Here is a 13,648-nt window from a genome sequence, read left to right on the forward strand (position 1 = left end):
CTGGCTTGCCTGCGATAGCGTCGGTTCAGGGAATACAGCGGTAACTGTCACACCGCTATCGCAGGCAAGCCAGCTCCCACCTTTGACTGCATTCACAGCCCAACGCGTGGGTGTTTTTGAGACCCGCATCGGCATCCGGCAGTTCGCCGTTATACTCGCCGCTCTGCTTTGGAGCCAGTATGAATTCGTTGCCGATTGATGATGTTTTACCCGCCCTGCGTGACGCCTTGGCGCATCGCCATGAAGCCGTGCTGGAAGCGCCCCCCGGCGCCGGTAAAACCACCCGCGTGCCCTTGGCCTTGTTGCATGAGCCGTGGCTTGCCGGGCAAACCATCCTGATGCTCGAACCCCGGCGCCTGGCTGCCCGCGCTGCTGCCGAACGGCTGGCCAGTGAGCTGGGTGAAAAGGTCGGTGAGACCGTGGGCTACCGCATTCGCCTGGACAGCAAAGTCGGCCCCAACACGCGTATCGAGGTGGTCACCGAAGGTATCCTCACCCGCCGCCTGCAGGACGACCCGGCGCTGGATGGCGTGGGCCTGTTGATCTTTGACGAATTCCACGAGCGCAGCCTCGATGCTGACCTGGCGCTAGCCTTGAGCCTCAACGGCCGCGAGTTGTTCCGCGACGAGCAGCCGCTGAAAATCCTGCTGATGTCCGCCACCCTTGAAGGCGAACGCCTGGCCGGCTTGCTGGATGACGCGCCGATCCTGCGCAGTGAAGGGCGCATGTTCCCGGTGCAGATGCGCTGGGGGCGACCCTTTCAGGCCGGCGAGTTTATCGAGCCGCGCGTGGTGCAAACCGTCCTCGAAGCCCTGCATGACGAGACCGGCAGCGTGCTGGTGTTTTTGCCGGGGCAGGCGGAGATTCGCCGGGTCAACCAGCAATTGGCCGACGCCCTGGGTGATCGCCCTGATGTGCTGTTATGCCCGCTGCATGGCGAGTTGGACCTCAACGCCCAGCGCGCCGCCATCGACCCGGCGCCGGCTGGCAAGCGCAAAGTGGTGCTGGCCACCAACATCGCCGAGACCAGCCTGACCATCAACGGCGTGCGCGTGGTGATCGACGCCGGGCTGGCGCGGGTGCCGCGTTTCGACCCCGGCAGCGGCATGACCCGCCTCGACACCCAGCGCATCTCACGCGCCAGCGCCACCCAGCGCGCCGGTCGCGCTGGGCGCCTGCAGCCGGGGGTGTGTTACCGGTTGTGGTCCGAAGACCAGCACGACGGTCTGGCCGCTTATGGCAGCGCGGAAATCCTCGCCGCCGACCTGGCGGGGCTGGCCTTGCAACTGGCCCGTTGGGGTGTGACGCCCAGCCAGTTGGTGTGGCTGGATGCGCCACCCACAGCCGCGTATGCCCAGGCTCAGGATCTGTTGCAACGCCTCGGTGCATTGGACGAGGAAAACCTCACCGCCCATGGCCAGAAGATGGCCGAGTTGCCCGCCCACCCGCGTATTGCCCACCTGTTATTGCGTGGCCAGGACCTGGGTCTCGCCGCCACCGCCTGCGACGTGGCAGCCTTGTTGGGCGAACGCGACATCTTGCGCGGCGGCGGTGCCGATTTGCACAGCCGCCTGGCGCTGATGTCCGGTGAAGAACGTGCGCGCGGCACCCAGGGGGGCGTGCAGCGCGCCAAGCAACTGGCCCGGCAATACCGTGGCTACCTGCGCGGCAAGGCGACCCAGCCGGTGGACAACCCCGACCACCCGCGCTGGCTCGGCGCCTTGCTGGCATTGGCCTACCCGGACCGCGTCGCCCAGCAACGGCGCCCTGGTGGCGCTGAATATCGCCTGGCCAATGGCCGAGCAGCGCTGTTTGCCGAAGCCGACAGCCTGATGAAACAACCCTGGCTGGTGATCGCCGACCTGGGCAGCCGCCAGGGCCAGCGTGAAGAGCGCATCTACCTGGCGGCGGATTTTGACCCGGCGCTGTTCGACACGGTGCTGGCCGAGCAAGTGCGCAACGTCGACCAACTCGACTGGGACGAGCGCGAAGGCGTGTTGCGCGCCGAGCGCCAACGCAAAGTCGGTGAGCTGGTGCTCAGCCGCGAGCCCCTGACCGGCCTCGACGAATCCGCCCGCAGCCAGGCGCTGGTCAACCTGGTGCGCCGCAAAGGCCTGGAACTGCTGCCCTGGACCCCGGAGCTGCGCCAATGGCAAGCCCGAGTGATGCTGCTGCGCCAACTGGATACCGGCAACACCAGCGAGTGGCCCGACATCAGTGACAAGGCCCTGCTCGCGAGCCTGGAGCACTGGCTGATGCCTTACCTGGGCAAGGTCTCGCGCCTCAGCCATTTCGCCAACCTGGATATTTCCAGCTACCTGCACAACCTGCTGCCATGGCCCTTGCCCCAACGCCTGGAAGAGCTGGCGCCGCAGCATGTGAAAGTGCCGTCGGGGTCATCGGTACGCCTGGACTACAGCGAGCAGCCGCCGATCCTGGCGGTGCGCTTGCAGGAATTGTTCGGGTTGGCAGACACCCCGCGCATTGCCGGTGGGCGCCTGGCCGTGAAGCTGCACCTGCTGTCCCCGGCGCGGCGACCGGTGCAGGTCACGCAGGACCTGGCGAACTTTTGGCGCAGTACCTATGCCGAGGTGAAGAAGGATTTGAAAGGGCGCTACCCCAAGCATTACTGGCCGGATGACCCGTTGGTGGCCGAAGCGACGGCCCGGATCAAGCCGCGTAAGTAGGCGCGATGCAGTTCAAATGTGGGAGCTGGCTTGCCTGCGATCGCATCGCTGCGGTGTCACTGAAAGACCGCATCGGCGGCATCGCAGGCAAGCCAGCTCCCACAAAAGATTAAGGATGTGGGTTATTGCGCGGCAGGCAGCAGGAAGCGGGCGATAACCGGTAGATGGTTGGAAATGCGCAATGTGTCCTCCTGCCTCACCTTCGCCTCCACCCGCTTGATGCGCGGGCTGTAGAACAGATAATCCAAGGTGCGATCCGGCCCGTCCAGGCTCGGGTCATTGGGGAAGTGCGTCAGCCATTTTTCTCGATCAATCCCGCTGGACTCGCTGTTACGCGGGATCATCGGGTACTTGTCCCACAGCAGGTGCAACTCGCTGTCCGGCGCATACTGCCCACGCTTAGCCGCGTCCAGGCGCAGGTATTGGCCCAGTGGCAGCAGGTTGAAATCCCCACCGATCAACCAGGGCGTGCCCCGGCCTTCGAACTTGTCCAGCAGCTTGGCCGCGGCTTGCACTTGTTGTTGCGCTGCCGAGCGGCCAGGTGCGCCGCCGTCCAGGCGTGTATTGAGCACCGCCAGTTGGCCGCCATCGCTCAAGGGCAGGTAAGTCAGTAGCAACGCAGGTTTAGGTTGGAACTGCCGGCTGATGAAGTTGGTTTCGGCGGCCGGCAGTTGCAGGCGCTCGGCGTGTTCGATCTGGTAGCGGCTGAGCGTAGCGAGCTTGCGCCCGACGCTGCCGAAGATATGCAGGCTGGGCACAAAATCGGCTTTCCAGTCGAAGGCCTGGGCGCTGCACGGGTAGAGGTCGACCAGACGCTCCTGCAACAGCGCAAGCTGGTCCTGATAGTGGGAAGGCTTGGCGCCTTCGTCGACTTCCTGCAACAGCAGGATGTCGGGTTGTTCGTCGCGAATCACCCGCGCCACTTCGTCGAGGCTAAAGGCCATGTCTTCGACGGTGGGGCGATCGTCGGGGCCGCTGCCGTCCGGGGTGTCGTACCAGAACACGTAGTTCTTGCCGGCCAGGTATTGCACATTCCAGGTCATGACCTTGAGCGCCTGCCCCGGCAACAGTGTCGGCGCACGGGGTGCCACGCAGCTGACGGGCAGGGTCTCTTTGTCGGCGGGGCGCCAGGTCAGGCTGTAGATCAGCGCGGCCAGCAGGCCGGCGATGATCAACAGGCTCAATAGGGTTATGCGCAATAAACGGGTCATCGGCTTGGCTTATATGCGTGTCAGAAGAGCCACGGAGCATATCACCGCACGTCGGCGTCGCCACCGATCAGCATGAATAAACGGAACAGCACCACGCTGGTGAACAGTTGCAGGAAGCTGTGGGCGCTGTCCATCAGCAACCCCAGCAACGGCGCGGGCTCAGGGTACGCCGCCACGCTGGCGCCCTTGAGCAGCCACAACGGCGTCATCACACACAGCAGGCACACCAGGATGCGCCAGAAATGCCCGCGGGTCAGGCGAAAGCTTTCCTTCATCGCCTCCAGGGCGGGCATGCCGCGCAGCACCAGCAGGTATTCGGCAAACGCCAGCACCACCATCAGCCACAAGCCCGGCAGGAAATACAGCGACAGCCCCAACAGAATCAGCAAGGTGCTCATGGCTGTCAGCAGGGCAAAACGCGGCCACAGGCTCAAGGCCATGGCCCACACGTCCTTGGTGCGCGGCGACTCGCCCCGGGTGCGGGCGTCGAGAAACAGGATCAGGGCGCCGGTGTACAGCGGGTACACCAACAAACCTACGACCACGCTGTAGCCGGGAAACGCATCCGGGCCCAGCGTGTGGTCCAGCACCTGTTGCAGCAAGGCTTCGAGGATCACCAATGGCAGGCACAGCTGGACGATGGCGCCCAGGTTGCGCTGGGTAAAGCGGAAGGAGTCGCGCAAAACGTCTAACGGATTCATCAGGGTCATCACAGGCCTGGAAGCAGAGGGCCACACTTTAACCGATCAGGGTCCAAGGGGCGCAAACGTAAACCTTGAGTAAAGACCATTGAAACAACTCGTAACATCCCCATAACTGGAAAGCCCCCAGCCTGATCACAGGCGGGACCGGAATTTTTTATCGGCAATCTAACGAGGTCGCCATGAACAGCGAAGAGCAAACCCTGATCGATGGACTGTTTTCACGGTTGCAGCAAGCCGAAACGGACTCAGCCCCCCGCGACGCCCAGGCCGAAGCGCGGATCAAGGAGCATATGGCTCGCCAACCTGCAGTCGGCTACTACATGACCCAGTCGATTCTGGTACAGGAACATGCGCTGCAGAGCCTCGACGCGCAGAACAAGCAACAGGCCCAGCAGATTCAGCAATTGCAGGACGAGCTGCAACGGGCCAGGGCCACGCAACCGGCGCCGGCCAGCGGTGGTGGGTTCCTGTCGAGCATCTTTGGCGGCGGCTCCCGTGAGCCACAGCCTGCGCCGAGCAACTCAGGTGGCGGCTGGCGTGAGCCGGCGCGACCCGCTTTTGGTCAGCCAGCGCCGCAGCAGAACTACCAACCGCCGCAAGCACCGGCCGCCGCGCCAGCCGGCAGCGGCTTCCTCGGTGGCGCCATGAAAACCGCCGCCGGTGTGGCAGGGGGCGTGTTGCTGGCCGAAGGCATCAGCAGCCTGTTCCATCACAACCAGCAGCCGCAGGTGGTGGAAGAAATCATCGAACAACCGGCACCGGCCAGTGATCAAGGCAACTGGGGCAACGATGACCAGAAGTTTGCCGGCAATGACAGCTGGGGCAGCAACTCTGACAACTTCGCCGACAGCGATTATTCCGACGACTCCTCATCCTTTGGCGACGACGATTCCTTCGTCTGATACACCAAGCCGGGGCGCTGCGGCGCTCCGGTCTGATTTTTTCCCGGAAATGCTCCCTTGGCTGGCATACTGACGCCCTTTCCGGGCGCTGGCGCCTGGCTGTCCATGAGGAAGTGCGGTGAAGAAAATTGCAGTGTTCGCCGATGTGCAAAACCTCTACTACACCGTGCGCCAGGCCTATGGTTGCCACTTCAACTACGCGGCCCTCTGGGCTGACATCAGCGCGCGCGGGCAGATTGTCGAGGCGTACGCCTATGCCATTGACCGCGGCGACAGCAAGCAGCAACAGTTCCAGCAGATCCTGCGCAACCTGGGCTTCACGGTAAAACTCAAGCCGTATATCCAGCGCAGCGACGGCTCCGCCAAGGGCGACTGGGACGTGGGCATCACCCTCGACATCATGGACGCCGCCGACCATGTCGACGAAGTCGTGCTGGCCTCCGGTGACGGTGATTTCGACATGCTGCTCGAGCGCATTATCCACAAGCATGGCGTGCGGGCCGTGGCCTACGGCGTGCCGGGGCTGACGGCCAACTCATTGATACGCGCCGCCAGCCACTATGTGCCGATCGAAGGCGCGTTGTTGCTCAAATAGATCGTAGAACGGAGTTGGAACAGGTTTGGAACGTATAGCGGTCATCGACTTTGAAACCACCGGCATCACCCCCAGCAGCCACTGCCGGGCCACGGAGATTGGCGTGGTCATCCTCGAGCACGGGCAAATCGTGGACCGCTACCAGAGCCTGATGAATGCTGGCGTGCGCATACCGGCGTTTATCGAACAGCTCACCGGCATCAGCAACGCCATGCTGCGCAGCGCGCCACCGGCTGAACGGGTGATGAACGAAGTCAATGAGTTCGTCGGCACCACGCCCTTGATGGCGCACAACGCCGCGTTCGACCAGAAGTTCTGGGACTTTGAGCTGGGCCTGATCCGCCGCACCCGCCTGCAGAAATTCGCCTGCTCCTTGCTGCTGGCCCGCCGCCTGATGCCGGCGGCGCCCAACCACAAGCTCGGCACCCTCAACACCTACGCCAAACTGCCCCACACCGGCCAGGCTCACCGGGCGCTGGCGGATGCTGAAATGGCCGCCAACCTCACGGCCCACCTGGCCCAGGAACTGCGCCAGACCCACGGCCTGCGCGAACTGTCCCATGACTTGCTATGCACCTTGCAGAAAGTGCCTGCTGCGAAGATCAATGAACACCTGAAGAAACATCGCGGGTTTTAAGGCCTGGCGCTGATCGTCCCCACGCTCCGCGTGGGCATGCATCTGGTGACGCTCAGCGTCACGATTTTAAGAGCGGACGCAGAGCGTCCAGGGCGGCATTCCCACGCAGAGCGTGGGAACGATCAGCAAACAGCGCGGATTCTGTTCCAGCTACTGCCTCAAGAACACTGGAGCTCCAATGTGGGAGCTGGCTTGCCTGCGATAGCGGTGTATCAGCCAGCCATTTATTGCCTGACCCTCCGCTATCGCGGGCAAGCCCGGCTCCCACAGGGGGTATGCGTCGTTTATCGAGGCTGCGCGCACTCCAACGCCTGGTCCACCACCCCCTTCGCCATCTCCACCCAACGCATCTCATCACTCCGCCCGACGCGTGGGCCAGGGCGTCGGACTTGCACGTCCGGTCACCAAGCATTCGATGACAGGGCGAGACTGGCTACCGAATCCGACGCAAACAAGGCACCTGGGCGCTGAGTGGTCGGTAGGTCAAATCCGGCTATGACCTAGGACCTTTCTGGTTTTCCTCTTTGCTCATCTATCGCGTCTTACTGCGACCTACCATCCTGTCTGTCATTCACGCACAGGGATAATGATAATGCAGGAAAGCGACCTTCATACAGCGATCATGCAAAGCAAGTTGGAACTCGAACCACATGGCATTGATCTGGGTTCCAGTTCAAGCATGGCGTTTCATGTGGGCAACACGATGACAAGCTGCCCGGCAGTCATGGTGTTGCCGAGTTCGCCAGGTTGGAGTCATGGCCCTCATTACCAGTTACTCAAGCCGATTCACGCTGACCCCGTTGCGCCCGATACGACGTTTGATGAACTCTGGAAATGTACACAGCAACACTACGGCCTCACGGCAGCCACAGTGATCACTGGCGCGGCGGGCATACCCATAAGCAAAATTGCGGTGGGTGCTTGGGTTCACGTCGGCTCCAGCAAAACCACGAACCTGGCTAGCCTGATCGGAATGCGCTTTTTCCCTCGTACGTTGATCAAGCACCCCACCATGGCCAGAATGGCAAAGGCAACGTTTGGCACGGTCCGGGTATTTGGGATCATCGGGCGAGGCATGCCCTTCGTCGCTGCCGGGCTTGCAGTCTTTGACCTGGTCAGTATTGGTAAGTGTGCCTATGAGGCGAAAAATGGAAGGTAGCCTGGCAAGAGCCGACATCAGCGAAAAAGTTATCCAGCTATTCGTCGATATCATCGGTTTTGTCGACCGAAGCGAAGTGACGGAGCAAACCGATTTCATCCATGACTTCGACATCATTGATGACGACCTGACCTGCTTTGTCATGCAGATCAAGTGGCAGTTCAAGCTGCAAGCGACGCAGGAGGATTGGAATCACATCACGACCATCAAGCAGATAGTTGATTTGATCGAGCGCAGATCAAGCTCCTACAGTTAACCGCGTCGCTCGGGCAGAACAGCCGGGCTGATCGTTCCCACGCTCTGCGTGGGAATGCTGCCCTGGACGCTCTGCGTCCGCCCTTAAAGTCGTGACGCAAAGCGTCACGGGATGCATTCCCACGCGGAGCGTGGGAACGATCGAACGATCGCTCAGCCAGCATTTTTCCCATTGGCTTCCAATTGCCCCAACGGCACCCGCCGCTCTATCGCGCTGGACAAAATAATCGAGGTCTTGCTGAAGCCAAACTTCGCTACGCGGTTAATCAGGCTCTCCAACTCGGGCATCGAGCCCACCGCCGCTTGCATGATCACGCACGGGTCGCCTGTGACGCGGTGGCATTCGGTCAGTTCGGGTATTTCCGCCAGGGCGTCGTAAACCTTTTGGCTGCCATGGTTGGTCAGTCGCAGTTCAATCACGCATTGAATCGGCAAACCCACTTTGGATAAATCCACCTTGGCCTGGTACCCGGTGATCACGCCGCTGGCCTCAAGCTTGGCCACGCGTTCGGCCACGGCGGGTGCGGAGAGGTTCACGGTGCGCGCCAGTTGCGCGTAGGAAGCACGGCCATCTTCAAGCAGGGCGCTGAGGAGCATGCGGTCGTATTTGTCCATGATAAGGCTCCGGTTGCGCATGGCTTTCGAAAGCACGGTTTATAGCCTTGATAACCATGGTTTGAGAAGTGTATTGGCGTTTTAAACAGGTTTTGTAACTTAAGTTTATCCACCTTCGTTTCTAGAATAAGTCTCCCATTTCCTGCCATAGAGCCGCCCAATGCCTGGCCCACGTCGCTTTCCCTTACCGTTGATCGCCGCCTTTTTTGCGTTGTATGTGATCTGGGGTTCCACCTACCTGGTGATCCGCATTGGCGTGGAGTACTGGCCGCCGCTGTTGCTGGCGGGGATTCGGTTTTGCACGGCGGGCGCGTTGATGTACGGCTTTCTCAGGTGGCGCGGGGTGCCGGCGCCGACCTGGCCGCAGTGGAAGGCGGCCGGGATGATCGGCATTTTGTTGCTCACCGTGGGCAATGGTGGCGTGAGTGTGGCCGAACATATGGGCGTGTCGTCCGGCGTGGCCGCGCTGGCGGTGGCGACGGTGCCGCTGTTTACCTTGCTGTGTGGGTTTTTCTGGGGCGCACGTAATACACGGTTGGAATGGGCCGGGGTGCTGCTGGGGATTATCGGCATTGCCATGCTCAACATGGGCAGTACCTTGCAGTCGAGCCCACTGGGCGCGGTGTTGCTGTTGATGGCGGCGGCGTCCTGGGCCTTCGGCTCGGTGTGGAGCCGCCACTTGCCGCTGCCCCAAGGCGCCATGGCCAGCGCCGCGGAAATGCTCGTGGCCGGTGTGGCGCTGCTGATCGTCAGCGCGTTGTCTGGCGAACACCTGCAGGCCATGCCGCCGCTGGAAGGCTGGCTGGCTCTGGCGTACCTCACGGTGTTCGGCTCGATCATCGCCTTCAACGCTTATATGTACCTGCTCAAGCACGTACGCCCGGCGGCGGCGACCAGCTACGCCTATGTGAACCCGGCCGTGGCCGTGTTACTGGGGATTGTGTTCGTCGGTGAGAGCATCGGCCTGGAAGAAGCCCTGGCAATGCTGGTGATCATCAGCGCGGTGTTGCTGATCAGCCTGCCCCAATGGCGCAAGCCCAAACCGGAAATAAGGTAAACTGCCGCGCATTACGCCCTTGCGCTGAATTTTTCCTACGGTAACTACATGACTTTCGCCACCCTTGGCCTGATCGAACCCTTGCTGCGCGCCCTTGAGACGCTTGGCTACCAGACCCCGACGCCGGTGCAGGCGCAAGCCATTCCGGCCGTGCTGGCCGGTCGCGACCTGATGGCCGCGGCCCAGACCGGCACCGGCAAGACCGCAGGTTTCGCTTTGCCGCTGCTGCAACTGCTGACCATGGAAGGGCCGAAAGTCGCCGCCAACTCGGCGCGTGCGCTGATCCTGTGCCCCACCCGTGAACTGGCCGAGCAGGTTCATGCCAGCGTTGCCGAGTACGCCCAACACCTGCCGCTGACCACTTACGCGGTGTACGGCGGCGTGAGCATCAACCCGCAGATGATGAAGCTGCGCAAAGGCGTCGACATTCTGGTCGCCACCCCTGGGCGCCTGATCGACCTGTTCCGCCAGAACGCGCTGAAGCTCAACCAGCTGCAAACCCTGGTGCTGGATGAAGCCGACCGCATGCTCGACCTGGGCTTCTCCGAAGAGCTTGCCAACATTTATCGCATGCTGCCGAAAAAGCGCCAGACCCTGCTATTCTCCGCGACCTTCTCCGATGACATCCGCCTGCTCGCCGGGCAAATGCTCAACGACCCGCTGAGCATCGAAGTCAGCCCACGCAACGTTGCCGCCAACACCGTCAAGCAGTGGGTGGTACCGGTGGACAAGAAGCGCAAGCCGGAGCTGTTTGTGCACCTGATGCGCAAAGGCCGCTGGAAGCAGGTGCTGGTATTCGCCAAGACCCGCAACGGCGTGGATGCGCTGGTGGACAAGTTGCAGGGCCTGGGGATCAACGCCGACGGCATCCATGGCGACAAACCCCAAGCCACCCGCCAACGCGCACTGGACCGCTTCAAGGCCAGCGAAGTGCAAATCCTGGTGGCCACCGATGTGGCGGCCCGTGGCCTGGATATCGAAGACCTGCCGCTGGTGGTCAACTTCGACCTGCCGATCGTGGCCGAAGACTACATCCACCGTATCGGCCGTACCGGGCGTGCGGGCAACACCGGTGAGGCGATTTCCCTGGTGTGTGCCGACGAGGTGAACATGCTCTCGGCGATCGAAATGCTGACCCGTCAGACCCTCACCCGCAAGATGGAACCGGATTTCGAGCCGGAGCACCGCGTGCCGGACACCGATGCCAGCGGGCAGGTGGTCAAGAAGCCGAAAAAGCCGAAGAAGCCTAAAGCGTCCGGCGGTGGCGGCAAGCGCAACCTGGGCAAGTGGGTGGACAGTGGGGAAGTGGCGCCGGCCGAGCCTTCGATCAAGCCGGTGCGCAAGGTGCCGGTTTTTAACACTGGGCCGCGTAAGAAGAAGTGATTGATCGTTCCCACGCTCCGCGTGGGAACGCATCCTGTGACGCTCTGCGTCACGAACCTAAAGCGGGACGCAGAGCGTCCCTGGCGGCATCCCCACGCAGAGCGTGGGAACGATCAGCGGTGGAGCCATTCCAAAATCCCCCGCCCAGCCGCTCTACCACTGGCAAAACACCCCGTCAGCAAATACCCACCAGTGGGCGCCTCCCAATCCAGCATTTCCCCCGCACAAAACACGCCAGGCAATGGCTTGAGCATCAACCGCTCATCCAGCGCTTCAAACGGCACACCACCCGCCGTGCTGATCGCCTCATCCATCGGCCGCGTCCTCACCAGCGTCAGCGGCAACGCCTTGATATCCACCGCCAATTGCGCCGGATCGGTGAAGTGTTCAGCGGGCGTCAGCTCGCGCAACAACGCTGCCTTCACGCCATCCAACCCCAACTGACTGTGCAAGTGCTTGCTCATCGACCGCGAGCCACGGGGCTTGGCCAATGCGGCCTGCACCTTGTCCAACGGCTTGCTGGGCAGCAAATCGATATGCACCGTGGCCGCCCCGTCGCGGTTGATCGCTTCGCGAATCGGCGCCGACAAGGCGTAAATCAAACTGCCTTCAATGCCGGTGGCGGTGATCACGCATTCACCCAGCCGAGGCTTGTCATCCCCCAGGCCAATGGCGACGTTTTTCAACGGTGCGCCAGCGAATTTGCTGACCATCAACTCGCTCCACGCCGATACTTCAAACCCGCAGTTGCTCGGTTGCAGCCGCACATAGGGCAGGCCTTTGCCTTCAAACAGGTTGAGCCATGCGCCGTCGGAGCCCAATCGCGACCAGCTGCCGCCGCCCAGGGCCAGCAGCACAGCGTCGCTGTGGACAACTTTTTCGCCGTCCGGGCTGTGGATAAGTAAATCGCCCTCGGCATTCCAACCCGTCCACCGATGCCGGGTGTGGATAACCACACCTTGCTCCCGCAGACGCTTGAGCCAGGCGCGCAACAGTGGCGCGGCTTTCATATCGGTAGGAAATACGCGGCCGGAGGTACCGACAAAAGTTTGAATGCCCAGGCCATGAATCCATTCGCACAACGCCTCGGCGCCAAAGCTGCGCAGTAGCGGTGCCATGTGCGGGGCGCGTTCGGCGTAGCGCGACAGGAACGCCGGGTACGCCTCGGAGTGGGTGATGTTCATGCCGCCCACGCCGGCCAGCAGGAACTTGCGCCCCACTGAAGGCATGCCGTCGTACAGGTCCACGCGCACGCCCGCCTGGCTCAAGACTTCAGCGGCCATCAGCCCGGCGGGGCCGCCGCCGATAATGGAGACGTGGTGGGCAGAAGTCTGAGGCATGGGCAGGGCTACGGTGATGTGAATAGGCCGAGCATTCTACCCGACCATGACGCCGCTGCCTGATCAAAAAACGTACACTTTCCTACAGGCCATGCGGTCAAACGCTTGTAGCCGCTTACGCTCAAGTTATCCACAGGCCGTTCCACAGGCATTGTGGGTAACGCTCACACTTCAATGACAGCCTGATGACGTCCACACCCGCTGCGCGCTGTGGTGCAGGATGCCGTGGCGGCGGGCGAGGGCGGGGCGGTCCTTGCTGTAACCGCCGCCGATCACGCCCATCACCGGTATGTCGCGGCCCAGGCAGTGGCGCATCACGCTTTCATCACGGGCGGCGACGCCTGCATCTGTCAGCTTGAGGTAACCAAGGGCGTCGTCCTTGTGCACATCCACGCCGGCGTCGTACAGCACCAGATCCGGCTGGTAGAGCGGCAGCAGGTAGTTGAGCGCGTCATCCACCACCTTGAGGTAGTCGGCATCTCCCATGCCCATGGGCAGCGGGATGTCCCAGTCGCTCTGGGCCTTGCGTGCCGGGAAGTTCTTTTCGCAGTGCAGCGACACGGTGATGGCGTCCGGCGTGTCGTGCAGGATGCGTGCGGTGCCGTCACCCTGGTGTACGTCGCAATCGAAGATCAGCACGCGATTGACCCGGCCGTTGGCCAACAGGTAATGGCTGATCACCGCCAGGTCATTAAAAATGCAGAAACCCGCCGGATAATCGTAATGGGCATGGTGGGTGCCGCCCGCCAAATGGCAGGCCAGGCCATGTTCCAGGGCTTGTTCGGCGGCCAGGATCGAGCCGCCCACCGCGCGCACGGTGCGCCGGGCCAGGGCTTCGCTCCACGGCAGGCCGAGGCGGCGTTGGTCTTCGCGGGACAGTTCGCCGCTCATGTAGCGTTCGATATATCCCGGTTCATGGGCCAGGGCCAAAATGTCTGCCGGGCACAGCGGCGGGCGCAGCAATTGGCTGTCTTCGGTCAGGCCGCTGTCCACCAAGTGGTCACGCAACAGGCGAAACTTGTCCATGGGGAACCGGTGGTCCGCCGGGAACTCAGGGCTGTAGTCTTCGTGGTAGATCAATGGCAAGGACATGGCATTTTCTG

At 62.2% G+C, this 13,648-nt stretch carries 13 protein-coding genes; 8 read left to right on the top strand and 5 right to left on the bottom strand.

What is annotated here, in order from left to right; genetic code table 11:
* The first annotated feature begins 179 nt into the window (after positions 1-179).
* Positions 180-2,687 (top strand): ATP-dependent helicase HrpB, encoded by a 2,508-nt coding sequence (gene hrpB, locus AC07S6_RS11015; protein ID WP_495112287.1) that lies wholly within the window; start codon positions 180-182, stop codon positions 2,685-2,687.
* A 122-nt stretch (positions 2,688-2,809) separates the two neighbouring features.
* On the opposite strand, the gene AC07S6_RS11020 is transcribed toward hrpB, so the two are convergent.
* Together AC07S6_RS11020 and AC07S6_RS11025 are read right to left on the bottom strand one after the other, a co-directional pair.
* Positions 2,810-3,898, bottom strand: a complete 1,089-nt coding sequence (locus AC07S6_RS11020; RefSeq protein WP_495112288.1) for an endonuclease/exonuclease/phosphatase family protein — start codon at positions 3,896-3,898, stop codon at positions 2,810-2,812.
* Between the two features lie 41 nt (positions 3,899-3,939).
* Positions 3,940-4,599 (bottom strand): DUF7847 domain-containing protein, encoded by a 660-nt coding sequence (locus AC07S6_RS11025; protein ID WP_032873246.1) that lies wholly within the window; start codon positions 4,597-4,599, stop codon positions 3,940-3,942.
* A gap of 182 nt (positions 4,600-4,781) precedes the next feature.
* Here AC07S6_RS11025 and AC07S6_RS11030 point away from each other — a divergent pair, with 182 nt between their 5' ends.
* The 5 genes from AC07S6_RS11030 (at position 4,782) to AC07S6_RS11050 (ending at position 8,151) form a co-directional block, all read left to right on the top strand.
* Positions 4,782-5,504, top strand: coding sequence for a DUF2076 domain-containing protein (locus AC07S6_RS11030; protein ID WP_495112289.1), 723 nt, complete (start codon positions 4,782-4,784; stop codon positions 5,502-5,504).
* Between the two features lie 118 nt (positions 5,505-5,622).
* Positions 5,623-6,099: a LabA-like NYN domain-containing protein gene (locus AC07S6_RS11035; RefSeq protein WP_003194396.1), complete on the top strand. Its 477-nt coding sequence runs from the start codon at positions 5,623-5,625 to the stop codon at positions 6,097-6,099.
* Between the two features lie 25 nt (positions 6,100-6,124).
* Complete coding sequence (locus tag AC07S6_RS11040; RefSeq protein WP_495112290.1) at positions 6,125-6,736, top strand: 3'-5' exonuclease; 612 nt, start codon at positions 6,125-6,127, stop codon at positions 6,734-6,736.
* A gap of 592 nt (positions 6,737-7,328) precedes the next feature.
* Complete coding sequence (locus AC07S6_RS11045; RefSeq protein WP_495112291.1) at positions 7,329-7,895, top strand: hypothetical protein; 567 nt, start codon at positions 7,329-7,331, stop codon at positions 7,893-7,895.
* Positions 7,885-8,151 (top strand): acyl carrier protein, encoded by a 267-nt coding sequence (locus AC07S6_RS11050; protein ID WP_495112292.1) that lies wholly within the window; start codon positions 7,885-7,887, stop codon positions 8,149-8,151. The genes AC07S6_RS11045 and AC07S6_RS11050 overlap by 11 nt, the downstream gene beginning before the upstream one ends.
* Positions 8,152-8,303: 152 nt before the next feature.
* Here AC07S6_RS11050 and AC07S6_RS11055 read toward each other — a convergent pair whose 3' ends face one another.
* Positions 8,304-8,765 carry an Lrp/AsnC family transcriptional regulator gene (locus AC07S6_RS11055; RefSeq protein ID WP_054918076.1) on the bottom strand — a complete coding sequence of 154 codons (462 nt, stop codon included), beginning with the start codon at positions 8,763-8,765 and terminating at the stop codon, positions 8,304-8,306.
* A 160-nt stretch (positions 8,766-8,925) separates the two neighbouring features.
* Here AC07S6_RS11055 and yedA point away from each other — a divergent pair, with 160 nt between their 5' ends.
* Together yedA and rhlE1 are read left to right on the top strand one after the other, a co-directional pair.
* Complete coding sequence (gene yedA / locus AC07S6_RS11060; protein ID WP_003194388.1) at positions 8,926-9,822, top strand: drug/metabolite exporter YedA; 897 nt, start codon at positions 8,926-8,928, stop codon at positions 9,820-9,822.
* A gap of 48 nt (positions 9,823-9,870) precedes the next feature.
* Positions 9,871-11,205, top strand: a complete 1,335-nt coding sequence (gene rhlE1 / locus AC07S6_RS11065; protein ID WP_034126931.1) for an RNA helicase RhlE1 — start codon at positions 9,871-9,873, stop codon at positions 11,203-11,205.
* A gap of 113 nt (positions 11,206-11,318) precedes the next feature.
* On the opposite strand, the gene AC07S6_RS11070 is transcribed toward rhlE1, so the two are convergent.
* Together AC07S6_RS11070 and AC07S6_RS11075 are read right to left on the bottom strand one after the other, a co-directional pair.
* Complete coding sequence (locus AC07S6_RS11070; RefSeq protein WP_495112293.1) at positions 11,319-12,545, bottom strand: TIGR03862 family flavoprotein; 1,227 nt, start codon at positions 12,543-12,545, stop codon at positions 11,319-11,321.
* Positions 12,546-12,716: 171 nt separating this feature from the next.
* The gene (locus tag AC07S6_RS11075) at positions 12,717-13,637 is read right to left on the bottom strand and encodes a histone deacetylase family protein (RefSeq protein WP_058410084.1); all 921 of its coding nucleotides are present in this window, start codon (positions 13,635-13,637) and stop codon (positions 12,717-12,719) included.
* Positions 13,638-13,648: the final 11 nt, after the last annotated feature.

This window comes from Pseudomonas sp. GW821-FHT07B01, assembly GCF_059419065.1.